The organism is Bradyrhizobium uaiense (assembly GCF_010811875.1).
Taxonomy (GTDB): domain Bacteria; phylum Pseudomonadota; class Alphaproteobacteria; order Rhizobiales; family Xanthobacteraceae; genus Bradyrhizobium; species Bradyrhizobium uaiense.
This window is the reverse complement of record NZ_VKHP01000044.1, coordinates 19457-45771: the sequence shown is the minus strand read 5'-3', so window position 1 is coordinate 45771 and position 26315 is coordinate 19457. Positions and strand designations below refer to the sequence as shown.

Genomic DNA, 26315 nt, shown 5'->3' with positions numbered 1-26315 from the left:
CCTTTCGGCCATTCGATCAGCAACCACTCCTGCGCTCGCCGGGTGGTTTGCCAATAATCACGATGCGCGGCACGAACCCGCACGCGGGCAAAGCGCGAGGTCAGCTTTTCGTTCGTTCCTTGCCGCCACGTTATGGTGCGCCAAGCTTGGGCCGGCAGGCCGATCGCGAGCGCTTTGACGGCGGCTGGCTGATGCTGACGGTTGCGGCGCATCAGTTTTGGTGGACGGCCGCGGCCCGACCATGGCTTCGGCGGCAAGGGACCGGTGCCGGGCGCCCATACCGTCGTGCTCGACAGAAGACCGGCCACATAGGTCAATCCCAGCGCCGTGATCTCGGTGCGCAGGTCGCTGTTGTTGCCATAGCCAGCGTCCATCAGCACGACACCGCGCGGAAGGCCGCTCGCACAGGCCCACCGCAACTGCTCCAGCGCGATCTCCGGCTTGGTCTGGAAGCCGACTTCGGCAGGAATGCCCACCTTGCGCCGCCGATCGCGGCCCTCAGTCCATTCCTTCGGAAGATAAAGGCGGTAAGCGACAGGCAAGCTGGCGTGGTGGTTGGCAATCGACAGCGACACCGCCACCTGGCAATTATCCTGCTTGCCGAGCTGCCCGCAATATTGCCGTGCAACTCCAACCGAATGTCGCCCCTGCTTGGGAAATCCGGTGTCATCGATGATCCAGGCTTCGATGGGGCCCTGGCGTTCAATCGCCGGCAGGACCATCTCGCGTACCTTGCCCAGCACCTTCTCATCCGACCAGGCGCCGCTGCCGATGAAATGCAGCAGCGATTGATGCTGGGCCGCCGTCCGCTCCGGAGCCGTCACCGCCGCCATCGGCTCCACGCTCTTGCGACCGCCACAGGCCATCAGGCCGACGCAATAGTCGCGCAGCGGCGCCTTCCGATCAGCATGACCGATGACACTGGCAAGCCCTTCCAAATACGCCTCAAATCGCTTCTCGCTCGTCTTCGTGCCACGCCCGCTCATGTCGGCCTCATCGGCTAATGGTCCATGCTGCAACCATCATTGATTCTAGCCGGCGGTTTTGTGACTCAGTCAGACTAGCGCGCTGTCGGGGAAACAGGCCTCCCCAGCACTGCCTTCACGCAGGATGGAGCAAGCCGCCCCTGCGTCCGACAGGGCTGAGGCAGTATTCCCAGCGCTCGGCGAGACTTTTGATGCGTCTTTGTCCGTTGATCTTCCTCCGGCTTGTCAGCGGCGAATTTGAGGCTTCACGACGCTCGCGCTCGCGAACCTCTCGGCACTGCCCGCAAGCATCGGGTTGGCTTTGCGATCGCCCACCAGTCTTCCATCAACTCGAACCAAATATATCGCATGCTGTTCTCGGCAATGTTGCGACGATCATTTCTGCCGGGTCGGCGCCGGGACGGCGCCAGACCTTGCCCGCGAGTTTCACTCCCTTTCATTTCGTTGATTTCCCAGCCTCGAGAATCATCACATGTATCTCAAGCTCATGATCGATGGCATGCCGCGTCGGCCATTCAGTGCAGTGACAATAGGGGTGTAACAGTGAAGCGTTTCGGATGTCGTTGCGTAAAGCGAATCACCTGATGTGCTTTAGGCATCACCAAAACTATTCCACAATCGGAGGATACTGCGACTGCGCACCAAGCTCGCGACGATCCCCTTCGTTGCCCCTAAAGCTGCCCGGGAGACCCATCAGTGCAGGAACCGCTGCTCGATTTGACCGTCGATGACGTTGCACCGTCGGGCGCGAGTCTGACCGTCTATGACGAGGAGCACTTGGCTACATACTGGCGGCTGCTTGACGCTGATGCTGAGGGTACAGATTGGCGCGAGGTAGCGCGCGTTGTTCTTCACGTTGACCCTGCTCACGACTGGGATCGGGCGCGTCGCGCTTTTGACAGTCATCTCGCTCGGGCAAAGTGGATAGCAGATGACGGTTATCGGCAGCTTCTTCGCAGTGGCGCTCGGAGCCAGACGAGTGTATCAACTCGCAACCCATGACGCGTCAAGCCGGCTGAACCGCAACATCGGCCTTTAAAGGCCTAACCCAATCAATTGAGCTCCAATAAGAAGAACGGTCGCTGTCCCCTAGGTTCGCCCTAGCACGGATTGGAATGCCCTTACTGTGAGCCCTTGCGGCCTGCACTAGGCACCTGTTCCGGCGGCGTTGCGGATGACTGGATCCTGACAGGCTCGCGGCTCGTGGCGGGCATCGCCAAAATACTTCACGACGACCCGAGCCGATTTGGTTCGACTATCAGCTACGCGAAATCCCGTCAGTGTATCCGACGTCTACCAGGTATATCGACGATGGCAACACGGCTTGCCGCGACAAACTCATATGAGTCCGCACAGAAGAAGACGGGCCATTCATTCGCTGAGGCGGACACGTTATTTCAAGTCACCTACTAACCTTATCAATTGATCAAGAAGACAGACGCATGGCATGCATCCGCGTCTGTGAACCCCTCAAGAACGTTGAGCTCGGATTGGGTCGAGAAGAATGAAACTGCTGCTCCTGGGCACGATAGGCGTCATCTTGCTGGTCGCGGCTGTCGGCAGTCTGGCCGTGCGGCTCCGCGAGCGAAGCGGTTCTGATATCGGCCTCAATCGCGGCGATGGCCGTCGATGCTGGGAATTCGTCGACGCCGGAGATGTGGTCCGTGCGCCACCTCCTGCCCTGACGTGTCCTGGTGCAACAGGAAGTCCGCTCGGCGGTGAAATCGGCTTCCCCTGGCAGATCGCTAAGTCGGTGTCTGGAATCGCGATGAACGGCAACTGCGCCAGTCCCGAAGGCTCTAACGCTAGATTCATTGTGCCGGGCCTTCTGGCTGCACGCAAAATTGTTACCCGCGGCCCCGTTGAGGACCCGCTCGGTTACGCCTGGAATGACGTCCTGCTCTACGCAAAAGGCGCCACTGCGGCTGCCCGCAATAAATATCAGACCTGCGACCTTGCGACTCCGCTGCCGCTCGTCAACGCCAGCGACGGCCAACAGCGCTGTCCAGCAGGCGTGGACATAAAGGCTTCTTTTCTGCCCAGCTGGCCGTCAGCGCTGAGTACGATTGCGTGCTCATGGGCCCTCCGATCGATGGCTTTTGCTCAATCGGAAGCGCAGGCTTTTCAACGAGCTGCCTCGTAGGAACTGCCCGCGTTGGGCAGAACATCAATGTCGGCTTGGTCCACGCGAAATAACGGCTGGATGTCGCGGGCGTCCTTGTTCGGTGTAAATCCATGTCGAGCGACAAGAGTCACTGATGTCCAGAATTTTGGCTGTTGGGACGGCTTTGCCACCGTTTCGGTTCTCTCAGGCCGACCTCAAGGCTCTAGCGGGTCACCACTTTGTCTCCAGAATGGAGAAGCTGAGGAGATATCTTACCGTATTCGATCATGCGCTGGTCGATCAGCGCTTCTTTTGCGTTCCGCCCGAATGGCTTCTCGACGAGCATCGCATAAGTGAGACCAACCAGATATATTTGGATTGGGCGAAGGAGCTCGCGTGCAAAGCGACGGTGAACTGTCTCGACCGGGCTGGCGTTAAGCCCGAGCAAGTCGATCGGGTTTTGTTCGTCTCGACGACAGGGATAGCGACGCCTAGTCTCGACGTGGACCTGATCTTCAAGGTCGGGTTGCGACCAGATGTGGGACGGACGCCGATTTTTGGCCTCGGATGCGCTGGGGGAGCATCAGGAGTTAGTTTAGCAGGAGCCCTTTGCCGAGCAACGAACGAACGCATTCTCCTCGTTGCTGTGGAGCTGACTTCCCTTACATTCCAACCGAATGATCTCACGCCAAAGAACGTTGTCGCCTCAAGCCTCTTTGGAGATGGTGCTGCCGCGTTATTAATCGCGCCAGCTGAAAGCGGTTCTGGCAAGCTGGATATCGTGAGAAGTACGAGTTTGCTTCACCCGGCCTCGACTTCTCTAATGGGCTGGCATTTTGGCGACGCGGGATTTGAAGTCGTGGTGTCCGAGCGCATTCCGTCAATGATTAGGGAATTGATGCCACGTGCAATGAACTCGTTGCTCGCGGAGGCTGGCATCCTTCCTGGCCAAGTAAGGAGCTTTATCTTTCATCCTGGCGGCAGAAAAGTATTGGAAGTTTGTGAGCGGGGCCTTGGCAGGCCCTCTGAGAGCTTTTTTTCCAGCTATGAGACACTTCGACTTCATGGAAATATGTCCAGCGCAACTGTGCTATTCGTGCTGGAACGCGTGCTGGCGCATGAGGAGCAAGCGCCTGGATCATACGGCATCTTAGGCGCCTTCGGACCAGGGTTCTCAGCCGAACTGACGCTACTGAAATGGGCTGACACGGAAGCAGCACAGCCAAAGCCCGCCCACCTCGAGCAGCCGGGCAACCAATTGAAGTGGGTTGCCTAGTCGTGATCGGCATCACCAAACTGATCGCTTAGTACTGTCGAGCGCCCGCGTGGCCGAGATGCTGCCGCTGATCAGCTCTGTTCCACGGCACCCAGCGGCGTCCGCGAGACCGCTTGCAGTTACAGCATCGCTGCTGCACCGATCCGGCTCTCCCTCTTAGGTAACCTCAGACGGCGAGTTGATCAATATCGAATCTTCGCCACGGTTTAATCGCTCATGCACTGCCCTGCTGGCCTTGAAGACCGGAAAGCGCTTTTGCTCGATTTTCAGGTACTCGCCCGTTCTTGGATTACGGCCTGTGCGAGCCTGCCGATGGCTGACCGAAAATACTCCGAATCCCCTCAACTCGACCCGGCCACCGCGCGCCAATCCCTCGACGATCTCATCGAGGATTGCGCTCACAATATTGTTGACGGCGCTTTGATAAAGATGCGGGTAGTTCTCGGCAATACGTTGAACGAGCGTGGACTTGATCATTGACACCCCCTGTTGCCATTTGGGAAGTCGCCATTTGCTCGAAAGCATTGGCAACCGTCAAGATAACCCTATGCCGGCACTGAGCAAGGAATGTCATCGCGCGACGAAGAACCAGCGTTTGCTAGCTGCCTCGCAGACGAGCACGACATGTCCTCGACCTACGTCTGATCGGCACACGGACATTCAATGCCGCCCCCAAAAATCCATAACGTTGCGCGGCGGCGGGGCGCCTGTTGCGACGATCCCACTATCGACTGCATGCTCAAGCCATTTGCCAGCAACGCTGCATGTCTTTGTGTTGGTCAGACCCCGGCGCGGGTTAACTAAAACGATCCGAGCACCGAACCCAACGCGATAACGATGGCCAAGGCGATGATCGGCCCAACGATATTGGCCATCACCATATCGAAGTAGCTCTTGCGATGGGTCGAGCCGCAGACCGCGAGCAGCGTCACGACGGCGCCGTTGTGCGGCAGACTATCCAGGGTGCCGGAGCCGATCACGGCAACCCGGTGCATGAGCCCCGGGTCGATATGGGCAGTCTGCGCAATTTGCAGGTATGTGTCGCCAAGGGCATCGAGCGCAATGGTCAATCCGCCGGAAGCCGAGCCGGTCAAAGCGGCGAGGATGTTTGTCGCGATGGCGAGAGAAACGAGTGGACCGCCGGAGATCGACAGCATCCAGTCGCGCACCAACGCAAAGGCCGGTAGCGCAGCGACGACGGCTCCAAAGCCGACCAGGCTGGCGACGCTGAAGATGGGGAGCACCGAGGCGTTGGCGCCGGCATCCATGCTCGCCCTTAGATCCGTGAGGCGGGCTCGGTTGAGCGCGATGAGCGTTGCCGTGGCGGCGGCGAGAGCGACTGCGACCGACCACACCCCGGCAACGCCGGCAAGGGAGGTCCCGCCCCAGCGCTCCTGCGCGAGGAACGAGAAATCGACGCGCGGCAGGATCAGGAGCGACATCAGCAGGTTCACACCCACGACCACGAGGAGCGGGACGATCGCCGTGCCGATCGGTGGCGGCACATCGCCGCGCTTGCCATGGGCTATTTCGGCCGGATCGAACTCGTGGGACGATGTAGCGCGCTCGCGGATGAATTGATCGTCAGCGACCGCCCCGCTGACGAGCCCTGCGTCTCCGCCATAGCCTTCACCTGTCTTGCGCGCCGATTCCTCGGCGCGGCGGAGCCACCAGAGCCCGAATGCGAGCATGATCGCAGCAGCGATGATTCCCAATCCGGGCGCCGCAAACGGCGTGGTTCCGAAGAACGGCATCGGAATCGTATTTTGAATCGCGGGCGTTCCGGGCATTGCCGACATCGTAAATGTGGAGGTGCCCAGAGCGATGGCGGCCGGCATGAGCCGATGCGGGATATCAGCGACGCGAAACATTTCCCGTGCCATCGGCGCCAAAACGAAAAAGGCGACGAAAAGGCTTACCCCGCCGTAGGTGACGATCGCGCCGGCAAGTACCACAGCAAGGATCGCGCGACGCGCCCCGAGTTTGGTGCTCATGAACTGGGCGATAGCGTGGACCGATCCGCTGTCGTCCATGAGCTTGCCGAACAGCGCACCGAGCAGAAATAGTGGGAAGAATTGCGCGATGAACTGCGCAGCCCCGCCCATGAAGGTCTGCGTCCAATGGGCAAGCAAGGGCTCTCCGGCGAATGCCGCAGCGACGATCGCGGCAGCCGGCGCCAGGAGCAGCACGCTCCATCCGCGGAACGAGAGCCAGATCAGCAGGCCAAGAGCAACCAGGATTCCGACGAGACCCATGGCGTCAAACCTGCTGCAAGAGCAAATCCAAATCTATCGAGGAGCGCTTGCCGATGTTCTGCTCGTTCGCGGCGAGGAATGCCTCCGCGGTACGGCGGCCTTCGTCGCGCAGCATGCAGAGAAAATCCCACTCGGCATTCAGCTTTGACGACACGCCGAGCTCGGCCAGCACCTTGCTCGCGATCAGGTGAATGCGCATCTCAGCCCATTTGCGTCCCTCGGAGCTGCCGACGTCCGCGACCTGCCGCAGCAGCGCGATCATACGCAACTCCTTGAGCAGCGTGGCGTTAAATGCAACCTCGTTCAACCGATCGAGAATCTCGCCGCGGAGCGCGGTGTCCCGGGTCGCTCGACCGGGTTGACCGCGGCGAGAAGCGTGTCATGCGAGTTGCACTCGCGTACGAGCGGCGTGATCGTCGGGTTCCCGGAGTAGCCGCCATCCCAATAGGGCTCGCCATCGATCTCTATCGCGCGGAACAGAGTCGGCAAGCAGGCGGAAGCGAGCAGAACGTCGGGTGTGAGCTCGGCGTTGCGAAACACACACCCGCGGCCGGTATGAACGTTGGTCGCCGTCACGAACAACCGGATCGGGGAGTTCGCGATCTGTCTAAAATCGACCGACTCGGCGAGGACCTGGTGCAAAGGGTTTGTACCGGCAAGATTCAGGTCGTAGGGCGAAAACACGCGGCTCGCCAGATCGAAGGCGAGATAGAAGGGCGACGTATCAAGGGTCCAGCGACCGAGGATGACGTCCAGCGGGCTTCGCCGCATGGGACTGAACCGCGCTGAGTCAGCGACCCGCCGCCAGAAGGCCTCCAATGCAGACTTGGCACCGGCCGGGCCATTGGTCATAAAACCGCCCGCCAGCACGACGGCGTTCATCGCGCCGGCCGACGTGCCTGATATCGCCTCGATACGCAGCCACGGCTCATCCATGAGCCGATCGAGCACCCGCCAAATAAAAGCGCCGTGCGGTCCACCACCCTGCAGCGCGAGATCGACCAGAACGGCATCGCGCGCGCGTGTTTGCGGCTCCTTCAAGGACATCGCGGGCTCCGACTGGCGTGCGGCCACGTCGCGGCCGGCGAACGCCAGACAAGGAAGCCGTCAGCTCCTGCCAGGGAGCGGTTGCGGGAGTGGCCGCGGACGCTCGATTCCTGGCCGACCAGGTCTCGGAGGCCGAGTGACCGGGCGCTGGCCCGGCCGTCGCCATCCGTGCCATCCCGCCGGACCACCCCAGCCCATGCCGCGCCTTGAACCAAAGCCACACCGATACCAGCCGCCACCGCGCCATCCCCTGCTGTACCAACAGTAGCGCTGGCCCCTCCAGGTGAACTGGACGGTTTCCGCGAGACGAAGCTCGTCGGCGGCCTGGCGCACGCCCAGCGGCGCCATAAGGCCGGCTTGCGAGCGACCGCTGGTCGCCATAATCCCTGCCGAAGCAATCCCAAGTGCGAGCCCCCATAGAAGCAATCTTCGCATAATTTTCTCCCGGCTTTTCACAGCGCGGAAGGCAACCGACTGAGCGGCCGCGGAGCCGCATGGCTGCAGCCGGCCTCCTTCGCGGGCGATCCCGCCCAGGGATCGATGCCGTTGGGCTGATCCCTACGCAAAACTGTAGCGTATTCGGCTGCCACTGCGACTGCCGTGACAGCGCAGCGACTACCGTTCCCGGCGATGCTTTGACGCTGGCGCCAGGCTTTGCCTCACTCGCTAGGCAGCCTTGGCCTGAGTTGCGGCTGCGAGCGTGTCGCGAAGGTGCTGCTCCTTCTTTTCATCGAGCGAGGTCGTCAGGACGATCCCTCCCGCATCCTTGATCGCATTGAGAACCTTGTCTGAGGTCATAGACTTGATCAGCAGGAACAGGACGGCATCTCCCGATTTCACCTTCGACGCGAGATCCTTCATGAACTGGTCTCTGATCCCGAAATCGGTCAGCGCACCGCTCAAAGCGCCTGCGCCGGCTCCGAGAGCCACGCCGAGAAGAGGATTCAGGAAGACCATCCCCAAGAGCAGCCCCCAGAAGCTGCCGCTGGCGGCGCCGGTCATGGTGGTGTTCACAAGCTGATTGAGCTTTACAGAGTCCTCGGTTTTGACTGCGATCACGGCATCGCTGATCGTGATCAGATACTCGCCTTGAAGCTTAAGTATTTTTTGCCGAACTTCCTCTGCTTTGACTTCGGATGGGTACACGATCGCAACGAGATCTGACATTGAACACTCCCTGATGGCTCGAAGTGCTGCCCCTATTCCGCGCGTGATGCACGGCCTAAACTTAGCACAGACCCGAAAGTCTCTAGCTGGCCAATCACGCAAGCAGCTTCACAATCCCGAGATGTTTTTAGCGCTCAGTGCAATTGAGTAAGCGGCATTGTCGCATGTGTCTCGAATAAGGACTTGCCGCAAGCCTGTCTCTGCCGCGCGCTTCTGAGTTCGAACCAAGCGACCAAAAAGCCGTCGGAACGTTGCGCCACAGAGCAGTAGAGCACAATGCCATGGCAAGGAGGGTCATTGACTATCTCACACGTTGATGGCGACCAAACTGGCCAATCGACAACAACAGAGAGCCGAACGTCAGCGCGCCTCAGTCAGGAGGCGTGCGGCTCCCCCTTGCATTCGCTCGCATCATGATTGTGGAGCATTGATAAAAATGCCCCACCCGCACAGTAGGGTTGTACGTAACGTACGGTGCGAGTTCAGGATTTCGAAATCAATCTAGATTAACTAGCCGGTCCATCGACCCGAACGAAGCAGATCAGCTCTCGTTCATTCAAGATGGCAATCGTCCGTCAGCCCCGCGCTAATCAGCGGTTAGGGCATGCAATCATTCAAGGGACACAATGAGTGGTATTGCGACCAGGATCGGCGGGCGAACGAGGGCCCACCGAGGCTTCCGCATTGGCTTGCGCGGCCAACTGGCATTGCTCGGAATTTCTGGAGTCCTCGTCACGGGAGCAATCTGCGGGGCTGGTCTGTATTATGCGAGCCTAGTCCAGAGCGCTTCGAACGAGAGCAACGAATTCAAAGCCCATGTCGCATCGTTGTCGCAAAGCTTCCTAGAGTCGCAGCAAATCGCGATCAACTTCCTGCGTAAACCAAGCGAGATGTTGATCAAGACGCATACCGAGAGTTATGAGCGGCAGCTCGCAGAGCTAAGTCGCGTCGAAGCATTTGTGACGGGTTTGCCCGAGGATGATCCGCTGAAGCAAGGGAGCGTCTTGCGGCCGGCAGTCAGTCTCTACGCAACGCGTTTTCAGAACGTGGTCTCGGCGCAGCGCAACCTGGGCTTTAATGAAGGCGACGGATTTCAGGGCAAGCTGCGCAATGCCGTGCACGTGGTCGAACACCGGCTGTCAGAGCTGAACCAACCACGCCTCATGATCTTAATGCTGATGATGCGCCGGCACGAGAAAGACTTCATCTTGCGCGGCGAAGACAAATATGGCGATCAACTGGCGGATCGGGAGGTGGAATTCGAGACCTCGCTCGCTCAAGCGAACCTACCCGCTGATGTGAAATCCCAGATCCTCGAGCTAATCCGGGCGTACAAGGCGACTTTTGTGTCGTTCATGGTGACACAACAGGCGTTGAGCGATCAGGTCGACGACCTCGGACAGATCTACGATCGCATTCGCCCGGCGCTCGTAAAGATCATGGCTGCCGCGGACGCTCATTCGCAGGCTGCCGCAATGCGAGCCGAAGAAATTCGGCGGAATCTTGTCTGGATGATTGGGCTTGCAACGATACTCGTTGGCCTGATCGCGTTACTGTTCGGCCGCCGCGTTGCCCAGACAGTCGCTTCGATGACGGCGGCCATGCGTCAGCTCGGCGACGGTCGGTTCGACGTCGTTCTGCCGGGACTCGGCCGAAAAGACGAGCTTGGCGAGATGGCAGAAGCTGTCGAACTGTTCAAGTTGAAAGCCCGCGAGAAGGCGCAAGCCGAACTCGATGCCAAGGCCGTGCAGGATCGTACCGTCGCCGAGCTACGTCAGGCCGATTTGGCTCGGCTCGCCGGCGAATTCGAAGCCGCCGTCGGCAAGGTCATCGAGACCGTTTCATCCGCCTCCTCACAACTGGAAGCTTCCGCACGCAGCCTGACCGGTACGGCCGATCACAGCAGGCAACTCTCCAGTGCGGTCGCTTCGTCGTCGGAGGAAGCATCCACCAACGTTCGGCGCGTCGCGGCCGCGACGGGTGAACTGGCGAAAACCATCACCAACATCGGCCGACAAGTCCAAGAAGCGGCCAGTATAGCGGGCGACGCCGTTCTCAAGGCCGAACTCAGTGACCAGCGTATGGCCAGTCTGGCGGCCGCCGCGGAGCGGATCGGCAGCGTGGTCCAGTTGATCGCAACGATCGCACGGCAATCCAATTTGCTCGCTCTCAACGCGACGATTGAAGCCGCGCGCGCCGGCGACCGCGGCAGAGGTTTTGCGGTTGTCGCTCAAGAGGTAAAATTGCTCGCAGCGCAAACCGCGCATGCGACCGTTGAGATCAGCGAGCAGATTAGCGGTATTCAGGCGGCGACGGCTGAGTCGGTCGGCGCGATTACCGAAATTGGCGTCATTATCGGCCGCATCGCGGAGATTGCCCGGATCGTAGTCGACTCCATTGGAGAGCATGAGGCAACAAGCAAAAGCATCGCTTTCAATGTACAGGAAGCGGCGGTCAGGACGACCCAGGTGGCGGCAAGCGCCGGCGAAGTCACCAACCACGCGAAAGAAACCGAAGGGGCATCCTTGCAGGTGCTGACGTCTGCCGAACTGTTGTCTGAGGAAAGCTCTCGACTGAAGCACGAACTGGACAGCTTCCTAGTCGGGATTCAAGCCGCTTAGGTTGACGCGTCAATATGTAAACTATCGCTGAGTTACCCGGCAAACGAGCTCGAAAAGATCACTTCTAACCGATTGCTTCCGATTTTCGCGCGAAGTACGGCATGGACGTAACGAGCTCCCCTCTGCAAGATGCGAAACGGTACGTTTCGTACGGGAGCGAAGACGCCACTGCCGTATTCTTAGTTTGGATGCACTCGGCGTCGTGCCACGAGCGGCGGCGCGCCACATAGATTTGCCAGTGTCCTTCGAATCCGATGTTCGCAAACGTGCCCACCGCAGAATAAAGTGAATTTCGGACAATGGCGCGCTCGTCCAGTTCGACCATGGCACCCGCACCGCTAATTGCCTACGTCCATGTCGGGAAGAGCGCTGCCGGCGGTCACGACGCAGGACGCATCACAGCCGTCGACGATATCTCGCTCGATATTGCCGCGGGCGAATTCCTGGCGATCGTCGGCGCATCCGGGTCCGGCAAATCCGCCTTGCTGCGGCTCGCCAACCGCCTGCTCGACCCCGACAGCGGCCGTGTCGTCGCGGGGGCGAGGATGCGCACAACGTTAATCCGGCGCGCTTGCGCCGGCGAATGGGCTATGTGTTCCAGAGCGGCGGGCTGTTTCCGCATCTGCGCGTCGTCGACAACATCGCCGTCACGCCGAGACTGCTGGGCTGGTCCGCCGCTGCCGATATCACTACGCGGGTCGATGAGCTCCTCGACCTACGAGCGGACGTAAATGGGATGGATACATTAAACCAAATCCTACCCGGGATCGAAGTCGGACCGGTTCGGACCAAAGATCGCACCCGCCGTAAGGTTGATGTCAGCTAGAAATGTCTAGATTGGTTGACTGCAACATGGAGACGACAGTTATCGCCGGGCGGTCTGGTCGCCGCCGGGCGTTCTTCGTTCGGTGTGCTAATTCCCCCACCGCAGTCAACCGTGACGGTTGCGAAACGCCCCCTTTATGTCAAGTCTAGGTACAGTGGATCAAGACAATCATGAATCAATGATGCCAGTGCTGCGCCGCAGCTATGCTCGCATAGCGAGTTGGATTGTGCGCGGCAATCGAACGCCAGAGCCGAGCCGTCAGCCAGAGCCAACGCGCACCGAAACCCCGAACCGATTCCCGCAGGCCTCGCGGCAAACAGAACCGCCGAGGCCGTGATAGCGCCGCCAAGGGCGCGGTCAGTGAGTTTGACATTCTGTCAAACCTAGCTCAGCGCGGCCGGCGAGAACGATCTTTTCTGCAACTGTTATGGGTCGCCCAAATTGATCGGCCGCGACAATGCACAACGCACAACGTCGTCGTCAATGGGTATGCTGACGCGGCATTTCAGGGACGACGGCGCGGGCCGGGATCTCAGTGAATGATCCGGTTGAGGAAGGCCTTCGCGCGGTCCGTGTTCGGCGCACGAAAGAAGGTGCTCGGATCGCCCTCTTCCACGATTGAGCCGAGGTCCATGAAGACCACACGATCCGCGACTTCGCGCGCAAAACCCATCTCGTGCGTGACGCAGACCATCGTCATCCCGTCCTGCGCGAGCTCAACTATGGTCTCGAGCACCTCCTTGACCATTTCCGGATCGAGGGCAGACGTCGGCTCGTCAAAGAGCATGATCTTGGGCTGCATGCACAGGGCACGGGCTATAGCGACACGTTGCTGCTGGCCGCCCGACAATTGCGTGGGATATTTGTGGGCCTGATCATGGATCCGGACTTTCCTCAGCAGCGCCACCGCCCGCTCATGCGCCTCAGGCTCAGCAAGGCCTCTCACCTTCATCGGAGCCAGCATGCAATTTTCGAGCACCGACAGATGCGGAAACAGATTAAAGCTCTGAAAGACCATGCCGACTTCAGAGCGAATGTTGTTGATGTCGCGAATCCGGTCTGTCAGTTCGATTCCATCGACGACGATACGTCCGGAATCGTGCTTTTCGATATGATTGATGCAGCGGATGAGAGTCGACTTTCCGGAACCCGATGGCCCGCAGAGTACGATCTTTTCTCCTTTTGCGACTTTGAGGCTGACGCCGCTCAGGGCATTGAAACTGCCGAACCGCTTGACGAGGCGCTCGACGATAACCATCGGGAACGGGTCAGTTGGGCTGACGGTGCGCCGTTGTTGCATGCTGATCTCCGGATTGTAGCCCAGGGAATGACGGGCCATCGAGTTATGATTGACTATCGGCGAGCGCCCGCGATCGCGTACTTCTTTCGGAGCGAGGCGACGAATTGGGACGCGGCGCAGCTTATGATGAGATAAACAACGGCCACTGCGAGGTACATCTCGACGAGACGACCATGGAGCTGTGCAAGCTTCGAGGCCGCACCAAGGAGATCAGTGAGCGATAGAACGTAAACAAGGGACGTATCCTGAAACAGGATAATGGTCTGGCTCAGTATGATGGGGCTTGCGACCCGAAACACCTGCGGAAGGATGACATGGCGATACGTGTCGAATGTCGACAGGGCGAGAGCCTGGCAAGCCTCGAATTGTCCTTTGTTCACTGCGCGCAATCCGACACGGATGATTTCCGAATAGTAGGCGGCTTCGAATAGCCCGAACGTGATGAACGCTGTATAGGTGGCACCGACCGGAACCGGGCGACCGTTGCCTGACAAGTGCCCCAGAACGATGGGCACCAAGAAGAAGAACCAAAACAGGACTAGAATGAGCGGAATCGATCGCATCAGGGCGACATAGCTACGGACGAGCTGGCTCAGAACGCGGAGCTCAAAGTGCTGTACGAGGGCGAAGAGCGTTCCAAGAAACATCCCAACCAAGAAGGCGGCTGCCGTCAAGGAAAGCGAGAACAGCAATCCTGACCACAGATAAGGCCATGCCTGCAGGACAATCGAGAAATCGAGACTGTTCATTTCACGATCTCCATACCGTTAGGGACGGGGCTTTCCAGCTTCACAGCGTCGAAATCTGACCCGTCGGCCTCCCTACCGGGTGCGGTACCGGGTATGCGCACGGCTTTGTCGATAAGCATCATCGCCTGGTAGGCGATCAAAGCCAAAGCGAGATAGATGAGTGTGGCGGCACCGAATGCCGCGAAGGTTTGGAACGTCGCATCGCTGATTTGGCGCGCTTGAGCGGTCAGCTCCATCAGACCGATGGTTAGAGCAACGGATGTATTCTTGTAGATGCCCATCACCTCGCTTGTCAGGCTTGGCACGATAAGGCGAAGTGCCTGCGGCAAGATGATATGGCGATACGTTAGATAACCGCTCAGGCCGAGTGCGGCAGCGGCTTCGTCCTGGCCCCTGGGCAAAGCTTCGATGCCTGCGCGAACCTGTTCTGCGATGCGTGCGGCGGTGTAGAGGCCCAGGCACCACAGGGCCGGAAAGAAAGTGCCCCAAGGCGGAGGTATCTGCTTTATCCAATCGCCCATGGTCGTTGGAAGAAGCTCGGGCAGGACGAAGTACCAGAGAAACATCTGCACGAGAACGGGGATGTTTCGGAAGATCTCAACGTATAATCGAGCTAGGGCCCGGAAGAACGGGTTCTGCACAGTTCGACCTATGCCGACGACGACTCCGACTGCGAATGCAATCCACCAGCCGAAGAAGGCAAGCGCCAACGTCCAACCGAGACCCGAAACAAGCCAGTCGATGTAACGCTGGCCATCCACGGTCTTTTCAAGAAGAACTGTGAACATCGCGAACCTCACGATTGCGGGTGTGCACGACGACCACGCTCGGCATGGTCGCTCATCGTGCGCGTTGTGTCGGTACTAATCGACCGCGTCATCTTAATGCACGATCCTCTCCTTCAGCGTATCGGCAAGCGGAAAGCCATGACCTTCGCGCTTTGACCCGATCATACCGTCTGCTTCGCGCGCTTTTTCTCGAACTTCTCCCATGCCTAATCCTACGCAGCCTTGAATGACTTTTTTGACAGCCGTCCGCGGATAAGATGCACTAAGCGATCCACATCATCGATCGTATTGAACATGCCGAACGATATACGGATGCCGTCACGCTCTGGGGACACACGCACGCCATTCTCTTCGAAGTAGCTGAGCCATTCTGTCGCAGGAAGACCGACGACGTAGATGTGAGGCGATCGATGTTGCCGCTGACGCGGACCGATGAGACTGACGCCGAGATCGTCCAGCTGGGCGAGCAGATGATCACCTAAATCGAAGCAATGGTTCTGAATGTTCTTCACGCCGATCTGTTCGATCATGTCGAGCGAGGCTCCTAGCGCATGAATTGCAGGAAGGTTGAAGTTGCCTAACTCGAAGCGTCGCGCGGTCGGAGACGACGCCAGGCGATCGGGACGGGCGATAAGGTCGTCAGGAATTTCTGCCAAACTGGCAGCGGCAAGATAGGCGGGCTCCAGCTCCTTCAGAGTCTGGTTCCAATAGAGCAATCCGAGACCTTGAGGGACGAGCAATCCCTTGTGACTTCCGCAGCCCACGAAGGTTGCCTGAATGGCCTTCACATCGATCGGAACTACCCCGATTGCCTGCATGACGTCGACGACGAAGTAGAGCTTCTTATCCGCGCAAAGAGCGCCGATACTCTCGATATCGAAGCGATGACCCGCGTGGAAGGTCACGTGCGACAGCGAAATCGCGCGAGTCGTGTCGTCGATGTAGGGAAGAAAAGCCTCGGCGTTTACGACATCCGTCATGGGAAGGAAGTCGATCCGGACACCCTTCTTCTTCAAATTGAGGAAAGCATAGGTGTTGTTTGGATGATCGCCATGGATCATCAAAACGCTATCGCCGGCTCGAAGAGGCAACGCGTTCGCCGCGATGTTCATGCTTTCCGATGTGTTCTTGGTGAAGGCAATTTCGTCGGCCGACACCCCAAGGAAACGGGCCACTTTGGCACGCGTTTGCTCAACCCGATCGAGCCACACGCTTTTCGGCCCGGCGGTCTCCAAGCCTTCACGAAGAAAGGTTTCGATGGCGGCCATTACGGGACGGGCGAGCGGCGCCTGAAACCCGGAGTCGAGGTAGACTATCCTTTCGGCAGCAGGGAACTCCTTGCGCACAGCTTCCACGTCGTAATGACGAGACATTCCCACTCCCCTTTCAAAACGCGTCGCCCGGACTGCCAAATTTCCTGGGCTTGATCGCCATACCGAGCCCGTGCGGCGCACAAAAACCGATCAACACCCGACGGCGCCCACGATATGAGCATACCTGAGCTCGATCTAGATGATTTCCATATTTCAGTAGCAATAATTCCGAATAATGATAATTTACTTCCACTGGGAGATTGCGATGGCCGACCAAAAAAAGACAGCTGGGCCCCTCGACCGAGCGTTCGCCATAGTTGGCCACGTCGCCCATCAGACAAAGGCCGTCTCGGTCGTTGAGATCGCGAACGCCCTTTCGTTACCCGTTCCGACGGCCCATCGGCTTGTCGGAAATCTGGAAGAACGCGGCCTTCTTCAGAAAGCGCTTGGATCAAAGCGCTACGTGGTAGGCAATCAGCTGGTGATGCTGTCCGCCAGAGTCATCGGCGCGGCTTTCCGCACAGCGCGGCGCCATGCGGTGCTGCGCGCGGTTGCCGGCGAGATCGGCGAACAGTGCGAGATCGGCGTCGTGCGCGACAACCTCGTCACTTACGTTGATAGCGTACGCGTGTCCCAACCACAGGGGCTTCAATTCAATCCCGGCGAGGCGGCTCCACTTCACTGCACCTCGACCGGAAAGATCTACATGAGCCGACTACCCAAGAGGCCGCGTGAAAAGCTATGCCGCTCACTCGCTCTGACCCAGTATACTGATAACACCATCGTGGATTGCGAGACGCTTCTGAAGATTCTCGAGGAGACGCGCCATCATGGGTGGGCCAAGACCAATGAGGAATACGTGAAAGGCGTGGTCGGCTGTGCGGTCCCCATCGTTTCTCCGGACCGCGAGCTGATAGCATGTCTTGGCGTCTCGGTGCCCGCGGCGCGAGTCAGCTTCGCAGAGCTTGACCGATTCATTCCTCCACTCCAAAGAGCCGCCGCACTCCTATCGCAAACCATCCTTCAAACCGACAGCGAGGATGAAACGCTTGAGGATACTTGAGGAAAAGGATCCCTCGGCTTCGCCCCTTCTGGTCGGGAGAAAGCATGAATATCTTGGGAAACGGTCACCGTCTGCTTCGGTATAAGTCGTTGCGGCAGCACTTCTAGTCTCCACAAGATTGGAGCCATCAGAGCTCGAACTGCGCCGCAGCGCCATCGTCAACTAGCATGTCTAGTGGTTGATTGAGATGGAGGATATGCGTCCCGATGCGGAGCGCGCGCCGAGGTTGACGGTCCATTCCCGGAACAGCGCCGCGTCGGCGAGCGTCTCACGCCAGAGGGCTAGTGCCAACGCCGGTCGAGACTCAAGGGCCCGATCGAGCGCCTTGTGATTTATGAAGCAAGCCGCGAATCTGAAAGTGTCGTCAGGTCGTGGCCATCCGCTTTAGTGCCAATCCCTAGAAATCGGGCATGTCGCCCGCGATGTGGAGGGAGAGAATTTGCCGCTCGACATTTTCGGCGATTTTGGAGCGGTAGGCAAAGCGGCTCATGATTGCGCAACATTGGGTGCCGAGATCGCCTTCGCGAACAATGGTCGGCCGCTTTCACGCACAGCCTGCCCGAGGGAGTTCTAATCTCCCTGGCCAGGCTCGTACGCTCGACGAATTGCTACTACAGCAACCTGATCGAGTGGTACGACACTCACCCGGTCGATATAGAACGCGCGCTCAAGCACGACTACAGCGCCGCCCCAAGAAACGCGACCTGCAAAAGGAAACCATCGCCCATATCGCCGTACAGAAGTGGATCGATGAGGGACGCCTCAACGGTCGCGCGACGACGCAAGACGGCATCATCGAAGTCCATCACCGCTTCCGCGGACTGCTCCTGGCAGAACTGCTTTGGGTTGAGAATCCGGACACCAAGGAACGGATCGAGGTCGTCCCCGGCAAGCTGCGCGACCGCGACGTTGCGGTAGGCCGCCATGTGCCGGTCAGCCCGGGTGCCCTGCCGCGCTTCCTCACTCGCTTCGAGGAAGCCTATGCAAAGCTCGGCAGGACCGACGCAATCATCGCCTCGGCCTGCGCCCACCACTGCCTGCTCTGGATTTCACCCGTTCCTGGATGGGAATGGCCGCGTTGCGCGGCTCATGTCCTATGCTATGCAGCGGGAAACGCTCGACACCGGCGGCATATGGTCGATCGCGCGCGGCCTTGCCCGCAACGAGGCGGCCTATCAGCAACACCTTACTGCCTGCGACATGCAGCGCCGCAACGATCTCGACGGGCGCGGCACACTGAGTGAAGAAGCATTGGCGGAATTTTCAATCTTCTTTCTGCAGACCTGCATCGATCAGGTCGCCTTCATGCAAGCTCTGGTGCAACCCGATCAGCTCCGTAACCGCATCCTGATCTGGGCCGAAGAAGAAGCACGGGCCGACCGCCTGCCCCAAAAATCAGGAGCCATTCTGGAAGCGATCCTCTTCCGTGGTGAACTTCCGCGCAACGATGTCACTGCTTTACTTCAAATAAGCGAGCGCAGCGCCCGCAGGGTTACATCGGCCCTGCTTGAAGCGGAAATTCTAGCCTCCGAAAGTCCGCGAGCGCCGCTACACCTCGCCTTCCCGGCAAGGCTCGCGTCCCGTTGGATGCCGGGACTGTTTCCCGGGTAGGATTGCGCGGCAATGACAGCGATAGAAATCAGTTACCCCGCATGTACCGACTACCGCAAGAAAAACGGGCTCGGCCCGCTAGGCATGCAGGACAGCAGCCTCGCTCTCGCGACACGCAACATGTCGCACGTCGGTCCTCCTTTACATCGGTCGCGGCTGAAAGAATTCCTGCACCGTCCGCACCGCGACACGTGCCAAGATTGCTGGATCCGATTGACCCTCTGCGGCCAGAGTCAAGACCTTTTCGGCAAGGCATGCCTTCAACAAAGAGGTCCGCCTCAGTTCGGGCACCATCCCGACGGCAGAGTCAGAACATTTCCCGGCTCAGTACACACTTTATTTTAGGACGATTTTGTAGGTCACATCACGCTGCTCAAAATAAATCTGTTCGTGCCGGCTCCGACTCACCCAGCGAGTGTTTCCGAAAAATGCAATCCGGCATTCCGTCGCGTCCTTCGGGTGAGTGTCGCAGTGATTCAGGCTGGCCAATTTGGCTCTCTTAGGTCTCTAAGCGCGTCAGCTTGTCGACAGCTGATCCCAGTAGAGCGAGAACCAGTGAGCGACACTATCTGCTCGGGATTGCGTACCGACTCAAACGGAGGGGACATGGACCCATTTAACAGCATCAACTCATTCAACCAAAATCGCGCTGCTCACAACGCCGCGGAGCTGCAACAGCAGCAAGTGGAGTTTGAGCCGTACTTGGATGAGGTGGCGCAGCTTGATACCAGTGCGGTCGCAGGGCTTGGCGCCGCTGCGCAGCACAGCGCGCCGCAGGAAGCTTTAGGTTGGCCGAACGAGCTGACTGCGGAACCTCACGGTCAGGATCCGCTGCGAGGGATGATGGGCGAAGCCATCCTAGTATCGTCTCTCATGCCAACCGCGCGCGATCACCAGGCACCGGATCCCGGAGCCGTGCATCACTTCAGCTGGAGCGATAGCTACCAGCCGGCTCCGACCGAATTGACCGGGAGCTCCCCCCTTTCAAGGCACGAGGTCCTCATGGGTGAGGATTACACGGGGCAGTTGAGGCCTGCGAAGAGGCAGAGGACGCTAAATCAGCTGGAAGGGGATGCCATTGGGCGCCGGCTGAGCGAGTCCGGCAATTCAGTCGCTCGTGTGCTGATGGAAGGCGCCGCCCCATCGTCCTCTCGCGAGCCGACCGCGCGCCATCACCAAGACCTGGATTTAGGAGAGGCCGTTCGTACCTTTAACTCGCAGCAAGGCGACCAGCACGCGCCGGCTGCCCTTGACAGTAGCAGCGTCCCGCCGAGCCAGGACAGCCGGACCACCCGTTTCGTGGTTCACAATGACCGCTACACCGCGTTGTTCGTGTCCGCCGCCGAGATGAGGCGAAGCACACCAATCAATCCGCCAGGCACTGGCATTCGTCTCGGATCTCGGCCGGGAAACGTTCCGCAGCTCAGCGCGCGGCCGGCAAATCGAGCCTCGTCAGCGCGGCTTGGACGGTCGATGGAGCAAGCCGCTCCGTCGTCCGCCAGGGCTGCGACGACATCTCCGGCGGCCCGCGAGATTTATGCTGCATCATTCGCCGTTCCCGAGGATTTTTCGCACGGCACCCAACCCGCCTCGGCCACGATGCTCTCGAAGCTCGGCCGCTGGGGCCTCTTGCCGGACGCGGCGCAGCCGGTAAAACAATACGACATTCGCGGCGAGCGCTACTTCGCCATCATGGGGCCGGGAGGGCCCAATGACGTTCGGGTCATCCATGAACCACGAATGGCGCCGACGGACACTCCCGACGCTAGGAGCCCGTCCAGATAGCTCTGGTATCGGGCTTGTTAATGGACGATAGCTTGCTCCAGCGACTCTTACGAGCTTGGCGACCTTATGGGCGGTGCAGATGAGCGCTACCCGTCCCGATGAACTTGCGCGCATCATCGCTCAGCGACTCCTCGTTCAACCGAACGGCCATCGTCTCTTGTTATTGAAGAGCCGGCCGCCGAAGCTGCGAAGAAAAACCTACGGTGTTCTTGACCGCACGTTTGGCGGCATTGCCCTTCGTAAGGCCCTCCTCAAGCCCCGAAATAAAGGAAGCATCCTCGGAGTAAAGAGGCTGCTTCCTGCGTCCCATTGAAACCCCAGTCGAGTGAACTGGTGCCAACTGATGACGACGGTTCTGGTGGTCCATCAACCGCAGATGCACAACCTGGTCGTGGCCTTCCGCAGCTCCTCTGGCCAACGCCGTGCTGCGGCGTCGTCGATTCGCCTCGAGTCTATCAGTGCGGTATCTTCGGGATCAGCAATGGTCGGGATACCGGGTGCGATCGCCGTCGCTTTTGCGCCGACCGACTTCCGCAGCTGAGCCAGTGCTGCGCCGACGTTGCCGCCAACGCCAGTGTCCTGGTTATGGCTCTTGACATCAGTATCCAGCGCCTCTGCGGAAAGCCGGCCAGCAATGCCCTTCCTATTTTTTGAGGCAGATAGTCGCTGAAACCTCTGAGAGCAGTGCATAGATCCTCCCAACTACGCCACCGACGCTCGCTCAGTTCGCTGAGATCCTGATCCGACAATAGCAGCACCGAAAACAAAGCAGAGATCGAAGAAAAATCGAACTTGTGGCGGAGGCGCGATTAAACGACCCTGCCAATTCTTGCAGGAGATTTGCGGGACTTAGGTCAGTTAGCTTGCTGGGTGTTAGTCACTTTTGGAGATATTTCAGTGTTGATTGTTGAAACCATTTTGAAGCCAGACCGCTTTGGCGGCATCGGACTTTTCTCTGCTACTCTCTTACCTAAAGGCACATTAGTTTGGATTCATAATCCAATCGTTGACATTGCCGTGACGCCTGAACAGTACGAAGCCCTACCTCCAACATTTCAAGCTCTACTTGACAAGCATGCCTATCCGAGAGACCGCGATGTTGATGATGGTGTTGTAGAGTACAATGCTGACAATGCCCGCTTCATGAATCACAGCAGTCAGCCAAACACATATCAAGACGATCATTGCGGAATTTTCACGGCCCGTGACGTACAACCTGGTGAAGAACTGACTTGCGATTACTTGTCTTTCGATCCAAGGTGCGACTTATCGTGGGTTAAAGAGCTAGCGCCGAATCCTGGGGCCGGAAGGCGCCAGGCGGCGTTGGATTGAGTTTGCGGTCTGGCGACGTTGATTCCGTCGGCGAATTTGCACCGGGGAGAGTTTCGGCAGCGGTTGTCCCCATCGAGACGGCGCGAGTTGAAGAACGAACGCGCTTTCGATGACGTTGGTAGCGCCCTACGTGGAGTTCACTACATCTGTTGCGCGAACCTAAGGCTTCGCCACTGACTCGCTAATGTCCGCAACGCGTCCTGGCAGCGAAAACACTGGGCTGCTGTTACGATTCCCTCCTGGGTCTTTAAAGGAATTGGTGAGGCGCTCATGAAGAAGCAGATCGTGGGAGCGGACGCTGCTGCCAGAATGCCTCGACGACTTGAGTGACGAGAGCAGCCCGGTTCACGTGATCGACGTATTTGTCGATGCGCTCGGCTGAGATAGGCTTTGAGGTTGAGGAGCCGGCGGCGGTTGGCCATCGTACCATCCCTCGGTGCTCCTCAAGCTTTACATTTACGGCTATCTAAACCGGGTGCAGTCGGGCCGGCGGCTGGAACGAGAGGCCGGGCGCAATGTCGACGTGACGGATGTGGCTGCTGGTTCGGCTCGCTCTGCTGTGCAGTACGCGGGCTGAAATGCATTGCGTGCGTATTAGAACTTCACATTGAAGGTGGCATTCAGTCCGTTCTGGGTAATTCCTGAACCGAACTGACCCTGGTAGGCGATGCCAAGGGTGCTGTTGCTCGAAAGCTGGAAGTCCAAACCGGATTCGACGAGTGCCACGTCCTTTCCAATGGATAGGCCTGAAGCTGCAAAAGGGCTGGATCCAGCAGCAAAGCTGGCTGTCGACAGCGGAATGAGGTCGCCTATGGCATGACGCCAGCCAATATCGGCTCGCGCAGTCGTGGCGATCTCGCCAACTCGAAAGCGCGTGGTCGCGTAGACGCCGAGAGTGGAGAGCGTCGTATCCATCGTGTTAGCGTGAACACTAAGCGCCGCCCCGTTGAATCCCCTTTCGAAAATCCCATCGGTCGCGACTCGAAGATGGGCGAGATTGGCATAGGGCTCGATGACGGAAGACTTGCCGAGATGGATTTTGTAACCCAGTTCTCCAAAGATCTGGAAAGTGCCGGCATCGTAATCCGAGATCAAGTTGTCATTGAACCCTGGGAACCTAACGTTGCGGGTCATCTCGAGATCGTGCCATGTATAGGCAAGGCCTGAGCGGAAGGCGATGGCTCCTTCCGGCACGGTCCACTCGGTGCCGGCATAGGTCCCGAACGTGTAATTGTCGCTGCGGCCTGACGAGGAAGCAGCGCCAACCTTGAAGGTGGAACGGCTATAGCCCGCAAGGACACCGACGCGCCAGTCATCAAATATCGGCGTGTCGATCCCGGTCATGAGGCCGCTAATGGTGGATCTGGTGCTCGCACCATTGCTGTCGCCCGATTGGGTCGTCCATCCGCCAAAGGCAGAAGCCCACGCTGCATACCCCTGCAGGTCATAGGAGGGCGGGCCAGAAGAAGCCGGGCCGACCAGGCCTGTGGCAGAGGCAGAATTGCCGCGCGACCTCTTCTGCTCAGGACCATAACCCATCACCGCCATCGCCGAGGTTGGCGCGCCGCCAAACGCCTGTTCGAGACGGTTGTAGACTGCCGAACGCGCGTAGAAACTGTCGTTGACACGTCTGCCCTGCTCCGACGCATAGATGGACGGCGAAAGCTGACGCAGCCCAGATGTCACCGCCGTGCCGTCCGGCGCGGAAAAGTCGAGCGCCGCGACGAGTGGGTGCAGCCCTATAGTCGCGTTGCCAGCTACTCGATCGAGCGCCGCGCCAACCTGGCGGCTGTTGGCGTCGGCCCCATAACGCGAATAGGCATCGGATGGGCGGGAGAGTGTCAAGGCGTAGGTGTTATCACCTTGAGCCGTGGCACTCGCCAGCAAGGTGGGCGATTGCAGGGCTGTCGTCACGTTCGCGAACGAGCCTGTGAGATTTGTTGCATTCAGCCACTGATCGGAGGAGACGTTAAAGCCGTTACCATACCAGCCACGCTGCGGGGTGATCGTGAGCGTACCGTCGAGCGTCGCATTGCCATTCACCACGAGATGGCTGAACGCGCCAGCATCGTTTACGGCGACCTGCAAGCGACCGGTCGAGGTTTGCAGATAGTCGCCATACACCTTGATGCTGTTGTCAAGGCCGCCGATGAAGGGCGCGACAGCACCGCTGTTGGTGAAGCGACCACTAGCATTGAGCAGATAACTGCCGTTACCGGACAGGGTTGCAGCTTGCGCGACACTTGCGTCATACACCTCGTGATTGCCAGTCAACGTCGTGGCGCCACCGCCGAACTGCAGCGAAAGATTGTTACGTCCGACGATATTACCGTCGTAGCGGGTTGCAAAATTTGCGTCGGGCTCCTGCGTTGAGTGACCGTTCGCATCAGGATTCAACCCGAACGTCAATTTGGTCAGGCGCGGAGCACCATTCTCGTCAACCTGGTTGTAGTCAGACAGGATGTGCCCCGACAGCATTGCGCCACGCATCACATTGATCTCGCCGACGTAACCACTGTTCGACATGTACATCGCTGCATGATTGCCAGCCAGGCGCCCGGTCAGATCGAACTTGCTGACGAGCGGACCGTCGATTTCGCTCAGCATCGTGGCCGGTTTGGTGCCAATCGTGTGAATATACGAACCACGATATTCATAGTCATTGCCAATCGAATTGTTACCAAAATCGAAACTTGTCGCGATGCCATGCTCACCGAGAGCCTGTACGTCCCCGCGCTGAGTCAGCGTGTGATCCTTGCCATAGGCGAACATGACACCGTGCCCATACGCGCCGTCGGCGTACACGCGGGTCCCAGGCGGAATTATGATCTGATTGTTTTCGCCGTCGACGCGGATGCCGGCGCCACCTGCTCCTCTCGAAAGCAGGTCGGCGCGCTGGACCACAGCGTTGCCACTGCCATATACGTGCAATCCCAGTCCGCGCGAAGCCGTATTGTACGTATTTGGCAGATAGGCGGTACCGTCAGCATTCCGAGCGAAAAACGGATTGTCGTTTATCAGATCGCGACCAGTGCCATAGATGGAGTAACCAAATAGATTACGCCGATCAATGCTTTGGCCGGTGTCCTGGAAGGCGGCGATCTCCGCCTCCATCGGGGCGGTGTAGTTCCGGTATTGCTGGTGGCTCAACAGGCTGTTCTTAAGCTCGCTATGCGAGACAAAGGGGACATCCAGCCGGCCGTCCTCATCCTTCACTCGAACCGGAATACCTGGCATGGCACCGGCCAGCACTTCACTCACATGCTTCCCGGCAAAATAGCCCCGATCGTGGCGCAGGTCGAAAACGTCCTCAGCTGGCGGGTTCACGCACAGCGAGCAATAGATCACCTGCCCCGGCCTGGCTTGTTTGCCGTTGTCGTCATACAAATGGTTAGTCCAGGCATTTATCGCCTTAGGGAAGTACGGTGATATCGGCTCGGTGGGCCAACCATCATAACCGTCAATGGTACCGACCATTCCCAGCTGATGAGCGAACTCATGAATCATAACAGGTGCCAGGCCGATCTTCGGCGTCATTGGCAATTGCGAAGGAATGTATGCTTCGGATGAAAATCCCATTTCGCCGATCGCAATCATACCATGCGCGCCATGGTTCAACTCGCCCGGATTCTGACCGGTCACTGCCGCCTGCACCTTGTTCTCGCCATCAGGCGACCACTGGACTGAGGCCCATGCCGTGTTGCCCTGAATTCCGCCGATGTTGACGACGGCCGGCGACTGCCCGGGTTTGACCCTTATGATTTCGGCCCAATAGCGGATCGCTGCGAGCGAATGGTCCTTTTCCCATTGCGGCAGATTCCGAACTGAATACGCCGGCACGCCACCTCCGCCACAACAGAAAGGGCCATCTCCGGGACCGAATATTCGCGCTCGGATGAAGGACACGCCGTTCGAATCCATAATATCGTAAGTTTCAACCGCTCTACTGGGAGAATCCAGCAAGGCACTAACCGCAAGCACGATGGTCGTAATTGTCTTCGTCTTCATTTACAGATTCTGTTCGAGGTCTTGATTGCCGGCGTGCTTCGTCGTCCAACTTGGAGCGCGCGTGCACGCAGATGCGCCAGCGAA

General features: G+C 58.8%; 20 protein-coding genes and 3 pseudogenes. 12 read left to right on the top strand and 11 right to left on the bottom strand.

Features of this window, described 5'->3' with window-relative positions:
* Nucleotides 1–986: IS701 family transposase (locus tag FNJ47_RS13635; RefSeq protein ID WP_163153790.1), on the bottom strand; the 986-nt coding region annotated here is incomplete at its 3' end.
* Between the two features lie 696 nt (nt 987–1682).
* Between FNJ47_RS13635 and FNJ47_RS13630 the strand changes: the two genes are divergently transcribed.
* The 3 genes from FNJ47_RS13630 to FNJ47_RS13620 all read left to right on the top strand — a co-directional run bounded on the left by FNJ47_RS13630 (nt 1683) and on the right by FNJ47_RS13620 (nt 4366).
* The gene (locus tag FNJ47_RS13630; protein WP_128970668.1) at nt 1683–1988 is read left to right on the top strand and encodes a DNA -binding domain-containing protein; all 306 of its coding nucleotides are present in this window, start codon (nt 1683–1685) and stop codon (nt 1986–1988) included.
* Between the two features lie 502 nt (nt 1989–2490).
* Nucleotides 2491–3129 carry a hypothetical protein gene (locus FNJ47_RS13625; protein WP_163153788.1) on the top strand — a complete coding sequence of 213 codons (639 nt, stop codon included), beginning with the start codon at nt 2491–2493 and terminating at the stop codon, nt 3127–3129.
* Nucleotides 3130–3244: 115 nt separating this feature from the next.
* Nucleotides 3245–4366 (top strand): type III polyketide synthase, encoded by a 1122-nt coding sequence (locus FNJ47_RS13620; protein WP_163153786.1) that lies wholly within the window; start codon nt 3245–3247, stop codon nt 4364–4366.
* A gap of 156 nt (nt 4367–4522) precedes the next feature.
* On the opposite strand, the gene FNJ47_RS13615 is transcribed toward FNJ47_RS13620, so the two are convergent.
* The 4 genes and pseudogenes from FNJ47_RS13615 to FNJ47_RS13600 all read right to left on the bottom strand — a co-directional run bounded on the left by FNJ47_RS13615 (nt 4523) and on the right by FNJ47_RS13600 (nt 8835).
* Nucleotides 4523–4843, bottom strand: coding sequence for an HU family DNA-binding protein (locus tag FNJ47_RS13615; RefSeq protein ID WP_163153784.1), 321 nt, complete (start codon nt 4841–4843; stop codon nt 4523–4525).
* A gap of 323 nt (nt 4844–5166) precedes the next feature.
* Complete coding sequence (locus tag FNJ47_RS13610) at nt 5167–6621, bottom strand: GntP family permease (protein WP_163153782.1); 1455 nt, start codon at nt 6619–6621, stop codon at nt 5167–5169.
* Between the two features lie 4 nt (nt 6622–6625).
* Nucleotides 6626–7668 (bottom strand): annotated as a pseudogene (locus FNJ47_RS13605) (patatin-like phospholipase family protein).
* 666 nt (nt 7669–8334) lie between these two features.
* Nucleotides 8335–8835, bottom strand: coding sequence for a DUF1269 domain-containing protein (locus FNJ47_RS13600; RefSeq protein WP_074128601.1), 501 nt, complete (start codon nt 8833–8835; stop codon nt 8335–8337).
* Nucleotides 8836–9461: 626 nt separating this feature from the next.
* On the opposite strand from FNJ47_RS13600, the gene FNJ47_RS13595 reads away from it, so the two are divergent.
* The 3 genes and pseudogenes from FNJ47_RS13595 (at nt 9462) to FNJ47_RS54670 (ending at nt 12282) form a co-directional block, all read left to right on the top strand.
* Nucleotides 9462–11456 carry a methyl-accepting chemotaxis protein gene (locus tag FNJ47_RS13595; protein ID WP_163153780.1) on the top strand — a complete coding sequence of 665 codons (1995 nt, stop codon included), beginning with the start codon at nt 9462–9464 and terminating at the stop codon, nt 11454–11456.
* Between the two features lie 299 nt (nt 11457–11755).
* Nucleotides 11756–11995: pseudogene (locus FNJ47_RS54675) on the top strand (ATP-binding cassette domain-containing protein); the annotation flags it as partial.
* 44 nt (nt 11996–12039) lie between these two features.
* On the top strand, nt 12040–12282 hold the full coding sequence (locus FNJ47_RS54670; RefSeq protein ID WP_430649376.1) for a hypothetical protein: 243 nt from the start codon (nt 12040–12042) through the stop codon (nt 12280–12282).
* Between the two features lie 532 nt (nt 12283–12814).
* On the opposite strand, the gene FNJ47_RS13585 is transcribed toward FNJ47_RS54670, so the two are convergent.
* From FNJ47_RS13585 to FNJ47_RS13570, 4 genes are all read right to left on the bottom strand, one after another.
* Nucleotides 12815–13582: an amino acid ABC transporter ATP-binding protein gene (locus FNJ47_RS13585; RefSeq protein ID WP_283811242.1), complete on the bottom strand. Its 768-nt coding sequence runs from the start codon at nt 13580–13582 to the stop codon at nt 12815–12817.
* A 53-nt stretch (nt 13583–13635) separates the two neighbouring features.
* On the bottom strand, nt 13636–14331 hold the full coding sequence (locus FNJ47_RS13580; protein WP_050420749.1) for an amino acid ABC transporter permease: 696 nt from the start codon (nt 14329–14331) through the stop codon (nt 13636–13638).
* The gene (locus FNJ47_RS13575; RefSeq protein WP_163153778.1) at nt 14328–15119 is read right to left on the bottom strand and encodes an amino acid ABC transporter permease; all 792 of its coding nucleotides are present in this window, start codon (nt 15117–15119) and stop codon (nt 14328–14330) included. The genes FNJ47_RS13580 and FNJ47_RS13575 overlap by 4 nt, the downstream gene beginning before the upstream one ends.
* A gap of 212 nt (nt 15120–15331) precedes the next feature.
* On the bottom strand, nt 15332–16492 hold the full coding sequence (locus FNJ47_RS13570) for an aminotransferase class V-fold PLP-dependent enzyme (protein WP_128970666.1): 1161 nt from the start codon (nt 16490–16492) through the stop codon (nt 15332–15334).
* A 205-nt stretch (nt 16493–16697) separates the two neighbouring features.
* Between FNJ47_RS13570 and FNJ47_RS13565 the strand changes: the two genes are divergently transcribed.
* The gene (locus FNJ47_RS13565) at nt 16698–17495 is read left to right on the top strand and encodes an IclR family transcriptional regulator (protein ID WP_050420810.1); all 798 of its coding nucleotides are present in this window, start codon (nt 16698–16700) and stop codon (nt 17493–17495) included.
* 677 nt (nt 17496–18172) lie between these two features.
* Here FNJ47_RS13565 and FNJ47_RS51185 read toward each other — a convergent pair.
* Nucleotides 18173–18421 carry a hypothetical protein gene (locus tag FNJ47_RS51185; protein ID WP_235999865.1) on the bottom strand — a complete coding sequence of 83 codons (249 nt, stop codon included), beginning with the start codon at nt 18419–18421 and terminating at the stop codon, nt 18173–18175.
* Nucleotides 18422–18584: 163 nt separating this feature from the next.
* Here FNJ47_RS51185 and FNJ47_RS50490 point away from each other — a divergent pair, with 163 nt between their 5' ends.
* The 5 genes and pseudogenes from FNJ47_RS50490 to FNJ47_RS51180 all read left to right on the top strand — a co-directional run.
* Nucleotides 18585–19106 (top strand): hypothetical protein, encoded by a 522-nt coding sequence (locus tag FNJ47_RS50490; RefSeq protein WP_235999864.1) that lies wholly within the window; start codon nt 18585–18587, stop codon nt 19104–19106.
* 606 nt (nt 19107–19712) lie between these two features.
* Entirely contained in the window at nt 19713–20891 is a 1179-nt protein-coding gene (locus FNJ47_RS13555; protein WP_163153776.1) for a hypothetical protein, read from the top strand.
* A gap of 343 nt (nt 20892–21234) precedes the next feature.
* Nucleotides 21235–21432 carry a hypothetical protein gene (locus tag FNJ47_RS13550; RefSeq protein ID WP_163153774.1) on the top strand — a complete coding sequence of 66 codons (198 nt, stop codon included), beginning with the start codon at nt 21235–21237 and terminating at the stop codon, nt 21430–21432.
* Nucleotides 21433–21788: 356 nt separating this feature from the next.
* Nucleotides 21789–22223, top strand: a complete 435-nt coding sequence (locus tag FNJ47_RS13545; protein ID WP_163153772.1) for an SET domain-containing protein-lysine N-methyltransferase — start codon at nt 21789–21791, stop codon at nt 22221–22223.
* Nucleotides 22224–22521: 298 nt separating this feature from the next.
* Nucleotides 22522–22749, top strand: a pseudogene (locus FNJ47_RS51180) (transposase); the annotation flags it as partial.
* Between the two features lie 68 nt (nt 22750–22817).
* Here FNJ47_RS51180 and FNJ47_RS13535 read toward each other — a convergent pair.
* A complete protein-coding gene (locus tag FNJ47_RS13535; RefSeq protein ID WP_235999863.1) occupies nt 22818–26231 on the bottom strand; it encodes an autotransporter outer membrane beta-barrel domain-containing protein in 3414 nt (1137 codons plus the stop codon).
* Nucleotides 26232–26315 lie beyond the last annotated feature (84 nt).